A 20,266-nucleotide genomic window follows, 5' to 3' on the forward strand; every position below is an offset into this window, starting at 1 on the left:
TGGTGGGTCTGTTCATCGTCCTTGTCCATCGTAGGCGTGCCGCCCCCGGGGCAGCAGCACACATCACGTCGCGTTTGCCCGGTTGCGTGGTGCGGTGTCTACTCCTCGTCGGCCAAGAGAGCCAGACCGGGGTAGAACTTCTGCCCGTTCGAGCGCAGCATCTCACTGGGTGAGGCCACACCGACCTCCGCGCGGATGCGTGTGGCGAACGCGCGGGTCGTGGCCGGGCGCAGGCCCTCGCCGTCCTGGCACCAGGCACTGTAGGCCCGGTACAGGGCTCCCTGCTCCACTTTCAGATCTCGTGAATCAGGCAGGTCAGCCCCGCTGGTGCAGCATTCCGACAGGAACCGTCCTATGTGGTCCTCGGTGGTGGCGTAGGCCTGGGTGGCGGTGCGGACCACGCTGGGCCCGGTCAGGGCCGGCTTGGTCGCGAGGTAGGCCTTGGCTCCCTGGATCATCCAGTGCAGAATGCCCGGGCCCTCCTCCTGGACGAGCGCCTCCGCCAGGTTGTCGATCTTACGGTGGTCGGGTACGACCCGCTCGAAGGGGATCAGCCGGATCCGCCGCCAGAAGGCGTGGCCGCCGGTGCCGACCTCCGGGCGGTGGTTGCCGAGCAGCCACAGCTTGTGCGTGGGCTCGAAGCTGAAGAAGTCCTGCCGCATGCGGCGTGCCTTGAGGCGGTCACCACCGGTGAGGAGCTTGACGCGGGCCTCGTCGAACCTGTCGTGCGGCTTGAGCTCGCTGCACACGAACAGGCGGCGCCCGTGGAGCTCCGTCAGCTCGGTGGAGTGCTCGTTGAACTTGCCGCGCTCCATGAGGAATCCGGGCGGGGCGACGTCCGCGTAGTCGCCGAGGATCTTGATGACGACGTCGAGGAGGGCCGACTTGCCGTTGGCGCCGACGCCGTACAGGAAGGGCAGGACCTGGCCGCCGACGTCGCCGGTGATGGAGTAGCCGAGCAGGAGATGAAGGAAGTCGATCATCTCCTTGCCCTTGCCGTCGTCGCCGAAGGTCTGGTGGAGGAAGTCGTGGAACCTCGGGGTGTGCATGGCCTCGGGGGCAAGGTACGTGGCTCGGGAGTGCAGGTCCCGGGTGGGGTCGGGCTTGTGCAGGTCGCCGGTGCGCAGGTCCACGACGCCCGCGGGGGTGCACAGGGCGTACTTGTCGCCGTCCAGGGAGTCCGGGTCCAGGGCGAGTTCGGGGGAGGCCTTGGCCTGGGCGAGCATCGCCTTCACGCCCGAGGTGGACATGGCGCGTCTGCGGTGCTGGGCCAGTTCCCGGTCGGTGAAGACGCCGCGCGGGTCGTTGCAGGGTAGTTCCTCCGCCATCTCGCCGGCGGCCCAGATCGCGGCCTTCTCGCCACCGGTGCGCTTCCACCGGTACTCGTTCCACACGTACCAGCCCAGTCCCTCGACGTGGCGGAACCGGTCATGGTGGAGGTGCGCGAACAGCTTGGCGTTGCCTCGGTCGGTGAGGTTGCGCAGCAGTCCGGCGGAGATGAAGTCGCCTGCGGCAACCGCTGCCGGGGTCGCGGTCTGCTGCGCGGGCAGGCGGCGCCGGTCGCCCCGCCGGCCGGGCTCGGCCGTGTCGGTGGGCGGGGCGACCGCGGGGGTGTCGGCGGAGCTGTCCGTGGTGAACGCGGCGAGCTGTTCCGCCGCGGCCCGGGCGTCGAACCCCCTGCTTCCGGCGTTGCTCATGGGCGTTCCTCGGTGTGGATGGGTCGGTTGCTTCCGGCGCACAGCCCTGTTTCGACGATGAGGCGGTTCCGGCGCGGCTGGTGGGGGCGTGCGTGATCGGCGGCTTCGAGGAGCAGCCGGCGGCACTCCTGCGGGTCGAAGTGGCCCGTGGCCGCCAGTCCTCCCGCGGTGAATGCCGCTCGGTTGAGCTTCTCGCTGAACGCCGTACCGGCAGGTCTGGTCGCGCAGGCCCGCACCTCGTCGACGAGCGGGGTCAGGACGCGTGCTGCGGCTTGTGTGCGCCCCTGAGACCGGACGCGCGGGAGCTGACGGGCCGCCACAGGGCCGCCGGGAGGCATCGCGCGGGAGTCCTCGACCGAGTGCCCGGTGCGGGCGAGTTCGGTCGTCAGCCACAGCGGCAGGGGGGCAGGGAGCCGCGCTCCGGGCAGCGCCTCGTACACACCGGCGGTCGTGCGTGTGGCGGGCGCCACGATGTATCCGCCGACCGCACGGACGTCGACCTGCCAGGCGAGCGCCACCTTGGGGCTCGATCCGTTGGAGGACCGGAAGCCCGGACCGTCCTTGGGAGCCCGGTACCAGACGTGCATGCCTCCGGAGGGCGTACGGACGCGCAGGGTCGACGTGTCCTCGCACGGATGGGGCCGCGAACGGTACGCCGCCAGCAGCGCGAGGGTGTCGAAGCCGCTCTGCAGTCCGGTCAGGTCCACCCGGTCGTCGACGGGGATTCCGGGCAGCAGCCGCCCGCGGTCGGGCAGCGGGCCCGGGTGGTTGTCGACGTCGATGGCCACGAGCCGGGCCGGGCCGCAGGAGACGCCCGCACCGAACCCGGGCTCCGCCTCCCACCACCGCAGCACCGTGGGCACGTCCGTGGTGGCGGCGTGGAAGCCGTGGCACCAGCGGCCCAGGGCGTGGCACGGGCATTCCTGCGGGGGGTGCCGGCGGTCGCGGCATTCGGGGCAGTTCGGGGCGGGAGTCTTGGTCCCCGGCGCCAGCGGGTGCACGGGGTGGCCCTTCCTGGCCAGCCAGATGGCCACGTCCCGCGCCGTCCTGCCACTTTCACCACGTGGCAGGCTCTGGGAATGGACGGGCACTGGCTCTTCCTTGACGCATCGTGAGCGGCGGCTGCTCCGGTCCCCGGGCGGTTCTCCACGGAGCACCTTGACCGTGCCTCAGGGACCAGAGGGACTGAAGGTTCACTGTGCCGGAGACTACCCCAGAGATCTCCGCAGGCGGGGATGCGGCTACTGCTGTATCAGAAGTTCAGTCCCTTCGGTCCCTTGGTCCCTCACGCCATCCAACAGGTTCGTCAGGGTGGGCCCTTCTCGGAGGGCCGTTCGCACCCGGGCGTGTCGCGGCGGCGTCCCTGCACCGCATGAGCCGCCTCTGGGCGGCCACGGCAGCAGTCCTTCCGCTCCAGGGTCTGAATCCGGCGGATTCGCTTTCAGTCCCTGCTTGTTGAGTCCCTGAAGAAAATCGCAGGTCACAGCCCTGTGTATCGAGCCTCAGGGACTGGAGGGACTCGGAATCGCTCTATCCGACCTTTGTGTGTGCGTGTGTATGCGCTCGCGTAAGTAGTCAGTAGGTATTACTGCAAGTAGCGTGGGCGGCTCATAACTGGAGATTTGAGTCCCTTCGGTCCCTCTCAGTCCCTGCCGGAGCCGCTGACCTGCAGGTTCTTCAGTGACCGAAGGGGCAGGGACTCAAAGGTGCCCACCGGGCTTCAGTCCCCCGAGCCGGGGAGGGAGTACCGGGGGAGGGGGCGGCCCAGGTCCCTGAAGGCCGGGACGGACAAGGCGTGAATGCGCCGTCACGCATTCCACAGCGGTATTCGACGCGGGCCGGAATCGGGTCACCGCTCACCGACACCTGGAGGGGAGCACGCTCATTCATGCCGTCCAGGGCCACCGGCCCCGCCGGTCGGCAACGGCATCGGCGTCGACCGCGGCCGGCGGCCCGTGCGGATACCGCGCACGGGCCGCCACCGGGGGACACGAGCGGCGTCGGCGGCGCCACTGCTGCGGCCGGGGCGACAGCAGCCACCTGGACATCGGCCGGGGAGAGGCAGAGCCTTCCGCCCCGGGGAAGCGCTCGACCGGACCCGCGGGCAGCCGGGCGTACACAGCCGGATCGGGCCGGCGGGACCAGGGCGGCCGGGCCTCGGTCAGTGCAGTGGGTGGTGGCGCAGCCTGCGCACCGTGGCGTCGCCGCCCGTACCGGCGTTGCCGGCAGCACCCGGGAGCGGTTCGGCCGTCATCGCCTGGCTCTTGCCCGTCAGGGCGATCCGGTAGATCTGTGCCAGCACCCCCCACGGCGTGTGCATCGGAGCGTCACTCACCTCGGCGGCCCAGCCGGTGTCCGCGGGTGCCACGACGCTCACCCGCGACGGACGGTCAGGGGGAGCGAGCGGGCACCGAACAGCCCCTCGCGGTGGAAGTCGTACGACGCGCCCGGAGTGACCCTGATGTCCTCGAACCGGTCCAGCAGCATCTCCAGGGCGACCCTGCCCTCCAGGCGGGCCAGCGGACCGCCGAGGCAGTAGTGGATGCCGTGGCCGAAGGCCAGCTGCGGGTTGGGACTGCGCTTGGGGTCGAAGACCTCCGGGTCCTGGATGTGCCGCTCGTCGTGATTGGCCGAGAGCAGCGACGCCATGACCATCCGATCCTTCGGGATGGTCACCCCGCCGACGACGACCTCCCCGGTGGTGACCCGGGCCGCGACCGTGATCGGGGGCCGCATCCGCAGGACCTCCTCGATGACGCCCGAGATCAGGGCGCGGTCGGCCCGCAGCGCGGCGGCGGTCTCGGGGTTCTCCTCCAGGCAGAGCACCGTGTTGCCGAGCAGCATCGACGTGGAAACGTGCCCGGCCATCAACAGCAGCGCGCCGAACTCGACGATCTGTCGGTCCGTCAGCCTCTCGCCGGCGATCTCCGCCGTCACCAGTCGGGACAGCAGGTCGTCGCCCGGCGTCTCGCGGCGGGCGACGACGTGCCGCTGGAGGTAGGCGTGCATCTCCTTGAGCGGCTCCCTGACCAGCCGCTCGTAGTCCTCGCCCGCCTCGTCCCCGAACTGCATCTCGACGGCGTCGTCGACCTGCATCGAGAGCATCCGGTCCGACCAACCGCGGAACAGCTCGCGGTCCTCGGCCGGGACGCCCAGCAGCTCGGCGATCACGATCACGGGGAGCGGGTAGGCGAAGTCACCGACCAGGTCGAACTCGCTGCCCTCGACCTTCTCCAGCAGCCGGCCGGCGAGTTCGGTGACACGAGGCTCCAGGTCGGCCACGGTGCGCAGGGTGAACGCCTGGCTGACGAGGCTGCGCAGCTTGCGGTGGAGCGGCGGGTCGATGACGGAGAGGATCTCCTCACTGAGCGCACTGGAGTCCGGGCGCAGCCGGCTCAGGTCGGAGGAGAAGACGGCGGGGTCGGAGGTCACCGCCAGGACGTCGCTGTGGCGGTAGACGTGGAACACACCGTACTGGTCCTCGTGGACGGGGTGTTCGTCACGCATCGTCCGCAGCCAGGCGAGCATCGCCTTGCCGCCGTCCGCCATGGACGGTGGTGCGGGAGGGGTCTGCTGGGCCATCTTTCGGCTCCTTCGGTGCAGGGGGCTGGCGGTGCGGTGGGGAGAGGGATGTCCGGTACGGGGGCCGGGGCAGGGCGGGCTCGCGCACGGGCACCGGCCACCTGCTCGGGGCACGGTGCGCGGGTGCCGTCCCGCCGCTGCTCAGGTGCGGTCGACGGCCATGGCGGCCGTGTGCGCCGCGGTGTCGGCGTCCGCGTGCGTGCCGGTCGGGGAATACGGGTCGAGGGCGTCGGCGGGGTGGTGCTCGATCTGGAGCCGCAGGCCGAGGTCGTGCTCGGCTGCGACCTCCAGCAGTACCTCCATCGCCAGGTGGTCCTCCAGGGCGAAGCCGGTCGAGTCGAAGACCGTCAGTCGGCCGCGCAGAGCGTCGGCGGCCGCCGGATCGGCGCAGAGCTCTCCGAGGCTGAGCCCGATCTCGTGCGGCTCCAACTGCTGGCACTCGCCCTCGTGGCGGGCCTGCTCGGGGTGGTCGGGGCTCACGTGCGCCCGCCGCAGCAGGTCGAGCGGCAGCTCGGTCTTGCCGACCAGGTCGGCGCCGATGGCGTTGATGTGCAGGTGGGGGCGGAACACGGCATCGGCCGGCAGGACGGGCCCGCCGCCGACCGGGACGGTGGTGGCGGTGCAGATGATGTCGGCCTCGGCCGCGATCCGGTGCGGTTCGGCGACCTGCACGTCGAGGCCGAGGAACGCCACCCGGTCGGCGAGGCTCGCAGCGTGCGACGGGTCGGCGTCCCAGGTGAGCACCCGCTCGACAGGGAAGACGCGGGTGAGGGCGTGGAGCTGGGTCACCGACTGGGCGCCGGACCCTATGAGTCCGACCACGCGGCTGTCCGGTGCGGCCAGCAGCCGGCTGGCGACGGCGCTCGCCGCGCCCGTACGGATCGCGGTGAGCAGCACGCCGTCGATCAGCGCGGTCAGCGAGCCGGTCGTGTCGTCGAAGCGGGCGACCGTGCCGATGATGGTCGGCAGGCCGAACCGCCCCGGGTTGGCGGGGCTGTAGCCGACGGCCTTCAGGGTGATGCTGTCGCCGGCTTCGCGGTGCGGCATCCACTCCCAGATACCCGGGACCGGTTCCTCCCGGTTGAATCCGCCGCGCTGCGGGGAGAGCGCGCGGCGGCCCCGGCCGACTTCGGCGAGGCCCTCGGTGAGGCGGTCGATGACGCGGTCCATCAGGGCGTCGCGGCCCACGCTCTCCACAGCCCGTGTCACGTCGCGCTCGCTCAGGACCCAGGTCTCCATCAAACGCTCCCAGAGTTTCTCGTCGGCCGGTGCCTCGGGCACCGGCCGGAGGCTGAGCGGACATCGTCGGAGGGCCTGTTGACACGCGCCTGACACAACTGACGGGGCGGGGGCCCCCGCGGGGACGTCAGCCGGCTCAGCGCGGTGTCAACGTGCCTGCCGAGACTCGCCGGGCACCCGATGCCGGCGCCCGCCCGAGGGCGCCGGACCCTTGGTGAGCACGACGGAAGGACAAGCGATGCTGGATGGATGCGTGCCGTGGCCCCCTGATGCCGCCGAGCGCTACCGCGAGGCCGGGTACTGGCGCGGTGAGACGCTCGGTGCCCTGCTGCGCGGTTGGGCCGAGAGGTACGGGGACCGGGTCGCCCTGGTGGGTGACGACGGCACCCGGGTGACGTACCGCGAACTGGACATGTGGTGCGACCGGCTGGCCGCCGGTTTCTCCGGGCAGGGTGTGGCGCCGCGCGAGCGCGTGCTGGTGCAGCTGCCGAACACCCCGTCGTTCGTGGCGGTCTGTTTCGCCCTGTTCCGGCTGGGCGCGGTGCCGGTTTTCGCGCTGCCGTCGTACCGCAGTGCGGAGCTGCGGCACCTGGCGGAGCTGTCCGGTGCGGTCGCGATGGTGATCCCGGACGAGGTCAGGGGGTTCGACCACCGTGCGCTCGTGCGCGACCTGCTGCCGGAGCTCCCGCGCGTGGCCCGGGTCTTCGTGGCGGGCGATCCGGGCGGAGAGGAGGACGGCCTGGTCGCGCTGGCGGCCCTGGAGCAGGATCCGGTCGCACTGCCCGAGCCGGACGCCTCCGACGTCGCGTTCTTCCTGTTGTCCGGCGGTACGACCGCGCTGCCGAAGATGATCCCCCGCACCCACGACGACTACGCGTACCAGACCCGGATCACCGCCGGGATCTGCGAACTCGGCGAGGACACCGTCTACCTGGCGGTGCTGCCGGTGGAGTTCAACTTCCCGTGGGGCTGTCCCGGCATCATCGGCGTACTGGGCGTCGGCGGCCGGGTGGTGTTCGCGCCGGACCCGACCCCGCAGACCTGCTTCCCGCTGATCGAGCGGGAGCGGGTCACCATGACCTCGGTCATCCCGACCATCGTGCACCTGTGGCTGGACGCGGCCGGGCGCACCGGCCACGACCTGTCCAGCCTGGACGTCGTACAGGTAGGCAGTTCGAAGCTGCACGACGAGGTCGCCGCCCGGATCGAGCCCGAGCTCGGGGTGCGGCTCCAGCAGGTGTTCGGCATGGCGGAGGGGCTGCTGACCTTCACCCGCTACGACGACCCGCGGCAGGTCGTCCTGACCACCCAGGGCCGGCCGGTGTCGCCGGCCGACGAGATCCGGGTGGTGGACGGCGACGACCGCGAGGTGCCGGACGGTACGGTCGGCGAGCTGCTGACCCGGGGCCCGTACACGCTGCGCGGCTACTACCGTGCTCCGGAGCACAACGCCTCGGCATTCACCGCGGACGGGTTCTACCGCAGCGGTGACCTGGTCCGCAGGACCCCCACCGGTGAGATCGTGGTCGAGGGCCGGGTCAAGGACGTGGTGATCCGCGGCGGCGACAAGGTGTCCGCGACGGAGGTCGAGGGCCATCTGACGGCGCACCCGGGCGTGCAGCAGGCCGCGGTGGTCGCGATGCCCGACCGCGTACTGGGCGAAAAGATCTGCGCCTACGTGGTTGCCGACCGGGACGGGCCGGCGCCCACTCTGCCGGAGCTGCGCCGGCTCCTGCGCGCCCGCGGCCTGGCCGACTTCAAACTGCCGGACCGACTGGAGGTGGTGGAGGCCTTCCCGCTGACCGGTCTGAACAAGGTGGACAAGAAGGTCCTCGCGGCCCGGGCCGGGCTCCTGCACAGTGGTGGCGGTGCGGGCCGAGGAGATGCGCGGTGACGGCGGCGCAGCGCTACCTGGTGCCGTTCCAGCGCCGGGGGAGCATCGTGGGCCAGGCCGACCTGGCGGCGCTCGCCTCGGTCGTGCACTCGGCGGAGCCGCTGTCGGCGGGGGTGTGGCGCGAGCGGTTCGAGCAGCGCTTCCGGGAGGTCACCGGAGCCCGCCACGCGCTGTCGGTGACCAGCGGGACGGTGGCTCTGGAGTTGGCCGTCCGGCTGCTCGACCTGCAGCCCGGCGACGAGGTGATCGCCACCCCGCAGACGTTCCAGGCGACGGTGCAGCCGTTGCTCGACCACGACGTCACCGTGCGGTTCTGCGACGTCGACCCGGACACCCTGAACATGGACCCCCAGGTCCTGGATTCGCTGATCACCGACCGGACGAAGGCCATCCTGCTGGTGCACTACGGCGGCCTTCCGGCGGACATGGCGGCCATCCTGGCCCGGGCCCGCCGTGCGGGCGTCGTGGTGGTGGAGGACTGCGCGCACGCGCTGGGCGCTTCCTACCAGGGGGACAGCCCCGGCGCGCTCGGCGACATCGGGTGCTTCAGCTTCCACTCGACGAAGAACATCACCACGCTCGGCGAGGGGGGCATGATCACGCTGAACCGGGCCGACTGGGCCGAGCGGGTCGAGCGGCTGCGGGGCAACGAGGTGGACGGGGTGTTCGCCCCGGTGCCCGGCTTCGCGGACGACGAGCCCGCGCTGCTGCCGTGGATGCGCTTCTCCGCCGACGTCTACCGCCGCCAGGCCGTCGGTATCCGGGGAGCGGGCACCAACGCCACCATGTCCGAGGCCGCCGCGGCGGTCGGGCTGGTCCAGCTGGATGCGCTGGAGCGGTTCACCGAGCGCCGCCGGTGGATCGCGGCCCGGCTGGACGCCGCCGTCTCGGCGTTCCCCGGCACCCGCCTCCAACGCACGCCGGAGGGCAGCACCCACGCCTACCACCTGTACACGTTCTTCGTCACGGCCGGGCGTGAGGTGCGCGAGCACTTCGTGCGCGCCCTGGACCGCAGGGGCGTGGAGGTTCAGCTGCGGTACTTCCCGCTGCACCTGCTGCCCGAGTGGCGGCTGCGCGGCCACGGTCCGGGCGAGTGCCCGCAGGCCGAGCGGGTCTGGTTCGACGAGCACCTGAACCTGCCCTGCCACCCGGGGCTCACCGACGAGCAGGTCGACCACCTTGTCGAGTCGGTCACCGCTGCGATGCACGAGGCCACGGCCCTCGCCAGGACGGGCCGGCCGCTGGCGGTCCGATGACGACCCGCCGGCGGCAGCCCACTTTTTTCACGGACCAGACCCGAAACGGACCCGAGAAAGGCTCCTGACGTGCCCTACATCGACGTGAAGATCTACGAGCGCCGCCTGGACGAGCGGACCGAGCGCGAGCTCGTCGAGCGGATCACCCAGGCCGTGGTGGACGTCTTCGACGAGTCCATCCGGCCGCAGACCTGGGTGGCGCTGACGGGCGTCGAGCCGCGCCGCTGGGGGATCGGCGGTGTCACCGGCAGCTGACCGGCTCTCACCCGTGCGGGCCTGTCGGACTCAGTCCGACAGGCCCGCACACATGCCGGCGATCAGCCAGTCGAGGGCGCGGTCGAAGTCGCTGTCGCGCATCTCGTCGAGGCTGAGTCCGGCGCGGCGTTCCATCAGTCCGCCGCCGGCCTCGATCTCGGGGGCCTGCGCGATGCTGCCGGCGACCTCCTCCAGGAACTCGTCGGCCGTACGGCCCACTTCCTTGCCGTACTCCAGCCAGCGGCTCTCCATCGAGGTGAAGCCGTACACGTACTGGAACACGGCCGACAGCGCGGCGGGTCGTTCGGCCTCGGGCAGCGGCGACCGGGCGACGACCGCCTGGGCGCAGGCGGAGAACCGCATGCTGTGCGGGCCGATGTTGAGGTACTCGGCGTACGAGCGGATGGCCCACGGGTGGGAGACCATGGTGCGCCGCCAGGAGAGCGCCAGCGCACGCAGGTCCTCCCGCCAGTCCCGGCCGGCCGCCGGGTCGGGGAGCTTTATCTCCGCCGCCACGGCGTCGAGGGCCAGCTCCATCAGGTCGTCCTTGTTCGCGATGTACCAGTAGACCGACATGGGGGTGACCCCCAGTTCCGTGGCCAGCACGCGCATCGTGAACTTCGCGTCGCCCTGTTCGTCGAGCAGTCGCACCGCGGCGGCGACGATCCTTTCCCGGTCCAGGCTGCCCGCTCCCGAACCGCGTTCGGGACCCCGGCGGCCGCGGGTCGTCGGCTCCGGAGTGAGCCACACGCTGCTTCTCGGTTGCGAGGCGCGCTTGGCGGCCACGTTCGTCCTCCCTGGGGTCGTCCTTCGGCTACGGGCTGTACAAAGGTACGCGGCCGGGTGCGAGCGTGCTCGCACCCGGCCGCGTGGGGATCAGACGGCAGCCTGGTCCCCGGCGGGGGCCGCGGAGGTCTCCGCCGCGGCGGCCTCGGCACGCGCCGCGCGGTGGAGCAGCAGGCCGGCCAGCAGGCCGCCCGCGAACACTGCCGCGGCGCCGATCAGCTGGCTGGTGCCGACCCCGGAAGCGAACGCGTCCCGGACCTGTTCCTGCACGTCCCCCGAGGGGTCGGCGGCGAGCGCCTCGTGCAGCGACCCGGCCGTGCCGGCCCCCACGGTGGCCGGGAGCAGCGCCGCGAAGCGGGAGTTCAGCACGGCACCGAGGACCGCGACGCCGAGGCCGCCGCCGAATTCGGTGATCGTTCCCTGGACGCCCGCTCCTACACCGGCCTTCTCCGGCGGGATGGAGCCCATGATGGCGTTGGCCATCGCCGGCATCGCCAGGGCGATGCCGGAGCCCATGAGCACCAGGCCGACCAGCATGCCGCTGTAGCCGAGGCTGCCGCCGACGGTGGCCACGGCCGCGAGCCCGCCGGCGAGCAGGGTCATGCCGGAGGTGATGGTCCCGGCGGCACCGAGCTTCGGCAGCACCTTCGCGCCGACACCCGCCAGGTTGAGTCCGACGATGGTCAAGGCGAGCGGAGCCATGCGCAGGCCGGCTTCCAACGGGCTGTAGTTCAGGACGAGCTGCAGGTGCTGCGTGAGCAGGAACAGCGAGCCCGCCATGCCGAACGCGACGAGGATGCCGCCGGCCACGGCGCCGTTGAAGCGCCGGTTGCGGAAGAAGCTCATGTCGAGCATCGGCGCCGGGACGTGCAGCTCCCAGCGGACGAAGGCGGTGAGGCTTGCCAGGCCGACCAGGGCCGGTACCAGCACGCTGACGGACGTCCAGCCGTGCTCAGGGCCGGAGATGATCGCGAAGACCACGCCGACCATGCCGACCGTGGAAAGTACGGCGCCGACCAGGTCCGGGCGCTTGCCCAGCGGGTTCTTGCTCTCCGGGACGAGCTTGGCGACGGCCAGCCCGCCGATCAGCGCCACCGGGATGTTGATCAGGAAGATCGAGCCCCACCAGAAGTGGGCCAGCAGAAAGCCGCCCACCAGGGGGCCGCCGGCGAAGCCGAGCGAGCTGACGGCACCCCACATACCGATCGCCTTCGGCAGTTCCTCGCCGTCGAACACCTGCATGATCACCGCGAGGGTGGTGGTCATGAGCAGGGCGCCGCCGATGCCCATGCCCGCACGGGCGGCGATCAGCTGGCCGGACGACGCACTGAAGGCCGCGGCCGTCGAGCACAGGCCGAATGCGACCAGACCCGTGATCAGCGCCTTCTTGCGGCCGTACCGGTCGCTGAGGCTTCCGGCGGTGAGCAGCAGGCCGGACTGGACCAACGCATAGGCGTTGATCATCCACTGGATGTCCGTCGTGCTCGCGCCCAGGTCCTCGGTGAGCGCGGGGATCGCGAGGTTCAGGACCGTGTTGTCGAGGAGGACGACGAGTTGGGCGAGGCAGATGACGCCGAGGATCACCCAGCGCCTGGGGTTGCGGGCCGGTACAGGCGCCGCCGTGATCTGTGTGTCTTGCAAGGAGACCTCCCAGGAGTGAGTGAGGAACTGTTCTACAACGTATATGAGAGTTATACGATGTACAAGTGACGTGCGGGTGAAGCCTGCCCGGGGCGCGTGACGTGCGACCCGGACACGGACAGGAGCCGTCCGCTGGGACGGCAGGAGTGAGGGCCGGTGCTCAGACGGCGGGCGCGCGCCGGACGTCGGCCGGCACGGCGGGCCGGCAGTCCAGTTCGCCGCGCTCGACCGGACCGGCCGCGATCATGGGGAGCATCAGCTTCCAGAACCCGGAGAGGGATCCGGAGGCCAGCCAGGCGGAGTCGAACCTCGCCAGCACGCCGAATCCGAGGACGGTGGCCGTCACGACCCCGGCGACGTCCGAGGGCGTCACGGCCGAGGTCAGCGAGCCGTCCCGGCCGGCCCGCTCCAGCAGCCGCACGACACTCTGGCGCCAGTGCTCCGGGAGGTCGTGAGTGGCCTGTCGGGCCGCATCGCCGCTGAGCCGGAACCCGGCACGCACCACCACGTCCTGGCGCAGCCGGAGCATGACGGCGTGACTGGTGTCGACCAGGGCCTGGAGCGCGGAAGCGCCCCTCCGGGCCGCTCCGTCGACGATCGTCCGCATCCGCTCGGCCGCCTCCGCTTCGACGGCGGCGGCGAGCGCTTCCTTGCTCTCGAAGTGGAAGTGCAGGGCCCCGTTACTGACACCGGCGCTGTTGCTGATGGCGGTGAGCGAGGCCGTCGCGAAACCCTGCCGATCGAAGGCCTCGGCCGCCGAGAGCACCAGCTGGGTGCGGGTGCGGAAGGCGCGTTCCTGTTTGGGTGTCAAGGCAACTCCTGACGTGCACCGTTTGGCTGAGGCAAGCGAACCGCTCGGTTTGCTGAACGTCTCGTGTGCTGCCGGCGGGCGTGGTTCGGATGCGGGCAGGTCAAGGCCGCGCGCAGGGGCGACCGAGCCCCCGGCTGGAGGGAAGGCTGCCGCTGCCCGCACGTGACACCGAACGGGCGCCCGGTGCGAGTTGCGGCGCTGCGGCATCACGATACAAACCGTCAGTCCCGATTGCCAAGTCAAACCAGACCGGTTGCCTTGTTTTTGGCCGAAGTTCTTGCTGCCCCGTTGCCCGGCGGCCCGTTCGCGGGCGGGTGGGGCGGCGGAAGCAGACATGCCGGGCACCCCCTGGGTGCCCGGCATGTCCTGAAGTCGGTGCTCCTACTCGTCGGAGGCGGCCTCGGAGGCCTCCGCAGCCTCGGCGGCTTCGGCCGCCGCCTCGGCCGCCGCCGCGACCTTCCCGATCCGCTCCTCGCCGGTTTCGATCCAGGTCAGCATGGACGCCGGCACGATGCTGGGCAGCACGTGGTTCCACATCACCGAGATCCGGTGGCCGAGGTCCTGGCGGTCGGAGGTGACCCGGGAGACCGCCTGGAGCCCGGTGAAGCAGCCGACGATGAAGTCGCCGGTCTTTTTCGGGTTCACGTGCGGAAGCACCTCCCCCCGTTCCTGTGCCTCCGCCAGGAGCTGGGCGCAGATGTCGCCCCACTCGCCGAACGGGTTGGCGTCGGAGAAGTCCACCGCCCCCTGGTCCAGGGCGAGCCGCGTGCCCGCCCGCAGGATCGGATCGTGCAGCATGCCGTGGGCGACCAGCATGGTGAGGTCTACCAGTTCCTGCGCCTTGGAGCCGGATTCCGGCACCGCCACGTGCAGGGTCTGCTCGGCCAGCACGCCGCGGGCCAGCTCTTCCTTGGAAGCGAAGTGGAAGTACATCGCGCCCTTGGTGACCGAGGCCCGCGAGAGGATCTCTGCCACTGTGGCGGCCTCGAACCCGTACTCGTCGAAGACCGAGGCGGCTGCCCGCACGATCGCCTGCCGCGTGCGGACGGCCCGTTCCTGTCGCACTGCCACCCGTTCGTGTCGCACTGCCATAGGGCTTCTCCTGTCATGCATCCGCCGCTGTCGGGCGACCCGGCCAGTCAGCCTAGATAGATCAACATCCGGCTATCAAAAGAACCGGTTGGTATGTATCTTATCGGCGGGGGAGACGGGGAGGCGCCCGTTCCCGCGAGATCGGTTTCTATGGGGGATTCCATGTCTGTTGTGTTGGTTGAAAACGAAACCCTGCCTGTGGCCGTCCCGGCCCGGCGAACGGCGTTCCAGACCGGCCGACCGGCCCGCGCATCGGCCATGACCAGCACGGTTCCGCGGGAGCTGGTCCACCGGGCGGCGGTCGCCGAAGTGTTTCTGACGGGATGGAGCCGGACCGCGGAGAACCGATTCGCCCTGACGGCGCAGTGGCCCAGGGCGCACAGCTACTTCACCCCGGTGAACGGCTGCTACGACCCGCTGCTGGCCTCCGAAACCATCCGACAGGTCGGTACCCTTCTCTCCCACGCGGAGTTCGGGGTCTCGTTCGGGGACCAGTTCCTGATGTGGGACCTTCACCACAGCGTCAGGCCCGAGCAGGCGGGCGTCGGTGCGGCCCCGGCCGACCTGGAACTGGACGTCATCTGTTCCGACATCCGCCGCCGCGGCCGCCGCCTGGCGGGCATGCGCTACGAGGTCACCCTCTACTGCGGCGGCCAGGTGATCGCCACCGGCGGCGCCGCCTTCGACTGCACCAGCCCCGCCGTCTACCAGCGGCTGCGCGGTGACCGGGTCGGTGCCACGGGCGTGCGGCCCCTGCCGCAGCCGCTCGCCCCCGCGTCGGTCGGCCGCTTCCTCACCACGGACGTCGTCCTGTCCGCCACCGAGCGTCCGCTGGAGTGGCAGCTGCGGGTGGACGAACAGCATCCCGTGCTCTTCGACCACCCTGTCGACCACGTTCCCGGCATGGTGCTGATGGAGTCCGCCCGCCAGGCCGCCCAGGCCATCGACCCGTCCCGGCCGTTCCTGCCGACCACGATGCGCTCCGAGTTCAGCCGGTACGCGGAGCTCGACAGGCCCTGCTGGATACAGGCGGAGCCGCTGCCCGCGGCCGACAACGGCGACCGGCAGGTCCGCGTCACCGGCCACCAGGACGACACCACCGTCTTCAGCTGCCTGATCGGGACCCGAGGCGCAGCCGAGTGAGCCGCCCGGTCCCCGTCGCACCCGCCCCCGAGCGGCTGTCGACAGCCGGGGCCGCGCCGTACGGCCCCCCGGCCGACCGGCGGATCCTGGTCACCGGATCGACCGGTTTCATCGGCGGCAGGGTCGCCGCCGCCGCCCGTACGCTCCCGGGCGCCCGCCTCGTCGTGGCGAGGCGCTCCACCGGCCCCGCCGAAAAGGACCCCGCGGTCCGGTACGTCCACGCCGACCTCACCGACTCGGCAAGCCTGTACGGCGTGTGCGACGGCATCGACATCGTGCTCCACTGCGCGGCGCGGGTCGGCGGCCCGGAGCACTCGGCCCGGGCGGTCAACGAGGAGGGCACCCGGGCACTGCTGGCCGAGGCTGAACGGGCCGGAGTCCGCCGCTTCGTCCAGGTCGGCACCGCCTCCGTGTACGGCCGGGGGGTGTTCCGGAACGCCGGACCCGAGCACCTCCCCGTCGTGCCGCAATCGCCCACCAGCCGGACCCGTGCCGCCGCCGAGAGGCTCGTGCTCGCGGCCGGCGGGACGGTGCTGCGCCCGCACCTGGTCATCGGGGCCGGCGACCGCTGGGTGGTCCCGGGTCTGGTCCGCCTCCACCAGCGGCTCGCGGCCTCCGTCGACGGCTGGCGGGCCCGGATGTCGGTGGTCGACGTCGACGACCTCGCCCGTGCGGTGATCGCCGTCGCCGTCGCCCCCCAGGACACCTCCGGCGTCTGGCACGCCAACCACCCCGAACCGGTCGGCTGCGCCCGCATCTTCGACGCACTGGTACGCCTGCTCGGCCTGCCCGCGGGCACCGGCGACATCGAAGCCGGTGGGGCCCGTCGCCGCCTCGCCGAGCACCCGGTCCTGCTGCACCACCTCGCCATGCTGACCACCGACCACTGGTTCGCCAGCTCCCGGCTCTGGCGCGAGACCGGCTGCCCGGCCGGGGGCACGTTCGAGGAGAGCCTCGCCCGCCACGCCCCGTGGTACCGCGAACACCTCGCGACGGACACCGCAGGCCGGCCGGGCCGGACGGGCATGCCGGAATCCGGGCGGTCCTCCGGCGGATCGTGAAATCAGAGGATGGTGAACCCGCCGTCGACCACCAGGGTCGACCCGGTGACGAAGGACGCCCGCTCGCTGCACAGCCACGCAGCGGCCTCGGCGATCTCCTCGGGTTCGGCGGTACGGGGCTGCGGCGTGGCCCGGTGCAGCAGCTCCTCGGCATCCGGGTTCTGCGCGAACCAGTCCGCCACCATCTCGCTGCGGGTCGTGCCGGGGGCTATCGCGTTGACCCGAATGCGGTGGGCGCCGTACTCGGCGGCAGCCGCCTTGGTCAGACCGAGCACCGCGTGCTTGGACACCACGTACGGCGCGGCGACCGGAGTGGCGACCAGGCCGCCGGTGCTGCTGGTGTTGACGATCGAACCGCCTGCTCCGGATCCGAGCATCGCCGCGATCTCCGGGCGCAGGCAGTTGAACACCCCGCGCACGTTGGTGTCCATGATGTCGTCGTAGACGCGGTCGTCCATCAGGTGCAGCGGTGTGCGGCCGGCCCCGTGGCCGGCGTTGTTGAACGCGGCATCGAGCCTGCCGAAACGTTCCACCGTGAACTCGACGGCACGTACCGCGTCCTCGGACCGGGTCACGTCGGCGACCACGTATGCGGCTCGGGCGCCCTGCGCCCGCAACTCGTCCACCAGCCCGGCCAGCCGCTCCTCGCGGCGGGCGGTGACCACCACCGCCGCGCCCTCCCTGGCGAACACCCGTGCTGCGGCGGCGCCGATGCCGCTGCTGGCTCCCGTTATCAGTGCGATCCTGTCTGTCAGAAGCCCTTGTCGATCAGTCATTTCCGGAGTCTTTCATCCGATGAGCCCGCCGGAAAAGACCGGCACCCGGCTTCGCCCCCGGGGGTCAGGGCGAGGCCGGGTGCCGGCGGATGCGGGCGGCGGCACCGATCACATCGGATCGATGTCCGCCGTCCCGCCGTCGACCCGGATCCACCGGGTGATCTGGAGGTCCCGCAGGAACGCCAGGTCGTGGCTGACCACGATGAGCGCGCCCTGGTAGGACTGCAGGGCCTGCGTGAGCTGCTGCACGCTCGCCAGGTCCAGGTTGTTGGTCGGCTCGTCGAGCATCAGCAGCTGCGGCGCGGGGTCGGCCAGCAGCAGCGCCGCCAGCGTCGCCCGGAACCGCTCGCCACCCGATAGAGTACCGACCAGTTGGTCCGCTTTCCGGCCGCGGAAGAGGAAGCGGGCCAGGCGGGAGCGGATGACGTTGTCGGTGGCGCCGGGAGCGAACCGGCCGACATTCTGCGCCACCGTCAGCTCCTCGTCGAGCAGGTCGAGCCGCTGCGGGAGATAGCGCATCGGGACGGCGGCCTTCACCTCGCCCGCCACCGGCGGGATCTCCCCGACGACGGTGCGCAGCAGCGTGCTCTTGCCCGCCCCGTTGCGTCCCACCAGGGCGATCCGCTCCGGCCCCCGCACCTCGAAGTGGGCCCGGCTGCCGAAGCGGAGCTCGACGTCGCGCAGGGTGAGGACGGTGCGGCCCGCAGGTACCGAGGTCTCGGGCAGGTCGACCCGGATCTCCCGGTCGTCGCGCACCGCCTCCTCGGCCTCGGTCAGCCGCTCCTTGGCCTCCTCCAGCCGCTCCAGGTGCATGTTGCGGTGCTTGCCCGCGGCTACTTGGGCCTGGCGCTTGCGCTCCTTCATCACGACCTTGGGCTCGCGCTTGGTCTCGTACATCTTGTTGCCGTAGCGGACGCGGCGGTCCAGCTTGATCCGTGCGTCGGCCAGCTCCCGCTTCTGGCGGTGGACGTCGGACTCGGCCACGCGCACCATGCGCTCGGCCGCCTCCTGCTCCACGGCCAGGGCCTCCTCGTAGTCGCTGAAGTTGCCTCCGTACCAGCGCACTTCGCCGCTGCGCAGGTCGGCGATCTGGTCGACCAGGTCGAGCAGTTCCCGGTCGTGGCTGACGATCACGATCGAGCCCTTCCAGGAGCCGACCGCCTCGTACAGCCGGCGGCGTGCCTCCAGGTCGAGGTTGTTGGTCGGCTCGTCGAGCAGCAGGACATCGGGACGGAGCAGGAACTGGGCCGCCAGGCAGAGCATGACGGACTCCCCGCCGGACAGTTCGCCGATCCGGCGGTCCAGCGTCACGTGCGTCAGCCCCAGCTTGTCCAGCGTCGCCCGGGCGCGCTCCTCGACGTCCCAGTTGTCACCGATCACGGTGTAGAGCTCCTCGGAGGTGTCGCCGCCCTCGATCGCGTCGATGGCGGCGCGGATCTCCGCGATGCCCAGCGCCTGCTCGACGCGGACCTCCGGCTCCAGCGCGACGTTCTGCGGCAGGTAGCCGAGTTCGCCGGTCACCTTGACCGAGCCGCCGCTCGGCGTGAGCGCTCCGGCCATCAACCGGAGCAGGGTGGATTTGCCCGAGCCGTTGACGCCGATCAACCCGGTCCGGCCGGTGCCCACGACCAGGGAGAAGTCGGTGAACACCGGGGTCCCGTCGGGCCAGGCGAAGGAGAGGTCGGCGCAGACGACGGATGTGTTGGTCAAGGTCATGGGTCCTCCTGATGTCATGTCTGTCCCGGGGCTGCGGGACGGCGGTCACGGTCGGATGCCGTCGGCCCCGCGGCATGCGGGTGACGGATCGTCTGGTGGCGGGCCGCAAGCGGCTCGCCGTACGGGAGCGCTGCACGCACCACCCCTACGGGGGCGCGGGCACCACATGACTTCAGAAGAGCAACGGCCTTCTCCTATGGACGGCAGCAGTTCTTCTACAGCGTATACCTATCGGCATCCGGGCGCTCCATCATTCGGACGCACCGTCAACTGACGGCCCGATGGGCGGCGGTTGGAGCCGCGTGTGGCCCCGGCGTCCCGGACGCCACTCTAAAACAGACCGACTGGTCTCTGACTCACAAACCGTATAGTCTGTTTTCATTGTGGGGGCGGCGCACTCGTCGGCCCCAGGGCCCCCATGCTGGGCAGAAGAACAGGGAGACAGCGTGGACATCGACGTGCTGGGATCGCTGACCGTACGAGAGGGCGGGGCGCCCGTGGCTCTGACCGCCCCCAAGCCGCGCCAACTGCTCGCCGTCCTGGCGATGCACGCGGACCGGACGGTGCCGGTGCCGCTTCTGATCGAGGAACTGTGGGAAGGCCGGCCCCCGCGATCGGCCCGCAACACCCTCCAGACCTACATCCTCCAGCTCCGCGAACTGATCGGCCAGGCACTGCGGCTCGCCGGCGACGCGCACGACGCCAAGCGGGTCCTCGTCACCGAACCCGACGGCTACCGCCTGGACACCAGAGGCGGCGCCATCGACACCCACGAGTTCGAGCGCCGGGCCGCATCCGGCTACCGGGCCATGGCCCAGGAGGACTTCGCCGCGGCCTCCCGCCGCCTGCACGACGCGCTTGCCCTGTGGCAGGGGCCGGCCTTCGCGGGCATACGCACCGGCGCGCTGCTCGAGATGGAGATCCGCCGCCTCGAGGAGGCCCGGCTGTGCGCCCTCGACCAGCGGATCGAGGCCGATCTGCGGCTCGGCCGGCACCGAGAACTGGTCGGCGAGCTGACCGTTCTGGCGTCCCGTCACCGCATGCACGAGTCGCTGCACCGTCAGCTGATGATCGCGCTCCACCGCTCGGGCCGGCGCGCAGAGGCACTCGCCGCCTACCAGCGGCTGCGTACGACGCTCGTTCGCGACCTGGGCCTGGAGCCCTCACCGGCCCTGCGCCGCCTCCAGCACTCGATGCTCGCGTCCGGCCCGGAGCGGGAGGCCGTCGAACCGGCCTGGGGGCAACTCGCCCCCACCGGTTGAGCGGATCCGGTCCCCGAAGGGAACGGGATCCCGGATCCCGGACCGAAGGAAACGG

General features: G+C 71.3%; 17 protein-coding genes. 6 read left to right on the top strand and 11 right to left on the bottom strand.

The features are described from left to right. Positions 1–98 precede the first annotated feature (98 nt). The 5 genes from ACWG52_RS38995 to ACWG52_RS39015 form a co-directional block, all read right to left on the bottom strand. Complete coding sequence (locus ACWG52_RS38995) at positions 99–1,697, bottom strand: DNA primase family protein (protein ID WP_389814741.1); 1,599 nt, start codon at positions 1,695–1,697, stop codon at positions 99–101. Then, positions 1,694–2,731 (bottom strand): bifunctional DNA primase/polymerase, encoded by a 1,038-nt coding sequence (locus ACWG52_RS39000; RefSeq protein ID WP_390140226.1) that lies wholly within the window; start codon positions 2,729–2,731, stop codon positions 1,694–1,696. The genes ACWG52_RS38995 and ACWG52_RS39000 overlap by 4 nt, the downstream gene beginning before the upstream one ends. Before the next feature lie 1,127 nt (positions 2,732–3,858). Further along, positions 3,859–4,065: a hypothetical protein gene (locus ACWG52_RS39005; RefSeq protein ID WP_158711824.1), complete on the bottom strand. Its 207-nt coding sequence runs from the start codon at positions 4,063–4,065 to the stop codon at positions 3,859–3,861. A gap of 5 nt (positions 4,066–4,070) precedes the next feature. Beyond that, a complete protein-coding gene (locus ACWG52_RS39010; protein ID WP_389814746.1) occupies positions 4,071–5,279 on the bottom strand; it encodes a cytochrome P450 in 1,209 nt (402 codons plus the stop codon). A gap of 141 nt (positions 5,280–5,420) precedes the next feature. Further along, positions 5,421–6,560 (bottom strand): ornithine cyclodeaminase family protein, encoded by a 1,140-nt coding sequence (locus ACWG52_RS39015; RefSeq protein WP_244290791.1) that lies wholly within the window; start codon positions 6,558–6,560, stop codon positions 5,421–5,423. A gap of 196 nt (positions 6,561–6,756) precedes the next feature. Here ACWG52_RS39015 and ACWG52_RS39020 point away from each other — a divergent pair, with 196 nt between their 5' ends. The 3 genes from ACWG52_RS39020 to ACWG52_RS39030 all read left to right on the top strand — a co-directional run bounded on the left by ACWG52_RS39020 (position 6,757) and on the right by ACWG52_RS39030 (position 9,923). Beyond that, complete coding sequence (locus ACWG52_RS39020; protein ID WP_390140224.1) at positions 6,757–8,412, top strand: (2,3-dihydroxybenzoyl)adenylate synthase; 1,656 nt, start codon at positions 6,757–6,759, stop codon at positions 8,410–8,412. Next, entirely contained in the window at positions 8,409–9,668 is a 1,260-nt protein-coding gene (locus tag ACWG52_RS39025; RefSeq protein ID WP_033220485.1) for a DegT/DnrJ/EryC1/StrS family aminotransferase, read from the top strand. Before ACWG52_RS39020 ends, ACWG52_RS39025 begins: the two co-directional genes overlap by 4 nt. Before the next feature lie 69 nt (positions 9,669–9,737). Further along, positions 9,738–9,923: a tautomerase family protein gene (locus ACWG52_RS39030; protein WP_033220310.1), complete on the top strand. Its 186-nt coding sequence runs from the start codon at positions 9,738–9,740 to the stop codon at positions 9,921–9,923. A 30-nt stretch (positions 9,924–9,953) separates the two neighbouring features. On the opposite strand, the gene ACWG52_RS39035 is transcribed toward ACWG52_RS39030, so the two are convergent. The 4 genes from ACWG52_RS39035 to ACWG52_RS39050 all read right to left on the bottom strand — a co-directional run bounded on the left by ACWG52_RS39035 (position 9,954) and on the right by ACWG52_RS39050 (position 14,253). Then, positions 9,954–10,709: a TetR/AcrR family transcriptional regulator gene (locus tag ACWG52_RS39035; RefSeq protein ID WP_389814751.1), complete on the bottom strand. Its 756-nt coding sequence runs from the start codon at positions 10,707–10,709 to the stop codon at positions 9,954–9,956. Positions 10,710–10,799: 90 nt separating this feature from the next. Next, a complete protein-coding gene (locus ACWG52_RS39040; protein WP_389814754.1) occupies positions 10,800–12,350 on the bottom strand; it encodes an MFS transporter in 1,551 nt (516 codons plus the stop codon). A gap of 160 nt (positions 12,351–12,510) precedes the next feature. Continuing rightward, complete coding sequence (locus ACWG52_RS39045) at positions 12,511–13,161, bottom strand: ScbR family autoregulator-binding transcription factor (protein WP_051763259.1); 651 nt, start codon at positions 13,159–13,161, stop codon at positions 12,511–12,513. 381 nt (positions 13,162–13,542) lie between these two features. After that, positions 13,543–14,253 carry a ScbR family autoregulator-binding transcription factor gene (locus tag ACWG52_RS39050; protein WP_376060491.1) on the bottom strand — a complete coding sequence of 237 codons (711 nt, stop codon included), beginning with the start codon at positions 14,251–14,253 and terminating at the stop codon, positions 13,543–13,545. 258 nt (positions 14,254–14,511) lie between these two features. Between ACWG52_RS39050 and ACWG52_RS39055 the strand changes: the two genes are divergently transcribed. Further along, positions 14,512–15,396 (top strand): ScbA/BarX family gamma-butyrolactone biosynthesis protein, encoded by an 885-nt coding sequence (locus ACWG52_RS39055; protein WP_033220480.1) that lies wholly within the window; start codon positions 14,512–14,514, stop codon positions 15,394–15,396. Then, positions 15,393–16,457: an NAD-dependent epimerase/dehydratase family protein gene (locus ACWG52_RS39060; RefSeq protein WP_389814760.1), complete on the top strand. Its 1,065-nt coding sequence runs from the start codon at positions 15,393–15,395 to the stop codon at positions 16,455–16,457. The genes ACWG52_RS39055 and ACWG52_RS39060 overlap by 4 nt, the downstream gene beginning before the upstream one ends. 2 nt (positions 16,458–16,459) lie before the next feature. Here the strand turns inward: ACWG52_RS39060 and ACWG52_RS39065 are convergent, their stop codons facing one another. Both ACWG52_RS39065 and ACWG52_RS39070 read right to left on the bottom strand, forming a co-directional pair. Further along, entirely contained in the window at positions 16,460–17,233 is a 774-nt protein-coding gene (locus ACWG52_RS39065) for an SDR family NAD(P)-dependent oxidoreductase (RefSeq protein ID WP_389814763.1), read from the bottom strand. A gap of 108 nt (positions 17,234–17,341) precedes the next feature. Beyond that, positions 17,342–18,949 (bottom strand): ABC-F family ATP-binding cassette domain-containing protein, encoded by a 1,608-nt coding sequence (locus ACWG52_RS39070; RefSeq protein WP_033220299.1) that lies wholly within the window; start codon positions 18,947–18,949, stop codon positions 17,342–17,344. Between the two features lie 446 nt (positions 18,950–19,395). Between ACWG52_RS39070 and ACWG52_RS39075 the strand changes: the two genes are divergently transcribed. After that, positions 19,396–20,211 carry an AfsR/SARP family transcriptional regulator gene (locus ACWG52_RS39075; RefSeq protein WP_033220297.1) on the top strand — a complete coding sequence of 272 codons (816 nt, stop codon included), beginning with the start codon at positions 19,396–19,398 and terminating at the stop codon, positions 20,209–20,211. Positions 20,212–20,266 lie beyond the last annotated feature (55 nt).

The organism is Streptomyces sp. CLCI03 (assembly GCF_053615355.1).

Coding starts and splice junctions, on each gene's coding strand:
- ACWG52_RS39065 (WP_389814763.1), bottom strand. CDS start 17,233: ATGACTGATCGACAAGGGCTTCTGACAGACAGGATCGCACTGATAACG.
- ACWG52_RS39055 (WP_033220480.1), top strand. CDS start 14,512: ATGACCAGCACGGTTCCGCGGGAGCTGGTCCACCGGGCGGCGGTCGCC.
- ACWG52_RS39070 (WP_033220299.1), bottom strand. CDS start 18,949: ATGACCTTGACCAACACATCCGTCGTCTGCGCCGACCTCTCCTTCGCC.
- ACWG52_RS39050 (WP_376060491.1), bottom strand. CDS start 14,253: ATGGCAGTGCGACACGAACGGGTGGCAGTGCGACAGGAACGGGCCGTC.
- ACWG52_RS39010 (WP_389814746.1), bottom strand. CDS start 5,279: ATGGCCCAGCAGACCCCTCCCGCACCACCGTCCATGGCGGACGGCGGC.
- ACWG52_RS39020 (WP_390140224.1), top strand. CDS start 6,757: ATGCTGGATGGATGCGTGCCGTGGCCCCCTGATGCCGCCGAGCGCTAC.
- ACWG52_RS38995 (WP_389814741.1), bottom strand. CDS start 1,697: ATGAGCAACGCCGGAAGCAGGGGGTTCGACGCCCGGGCCGCGGCGGAA.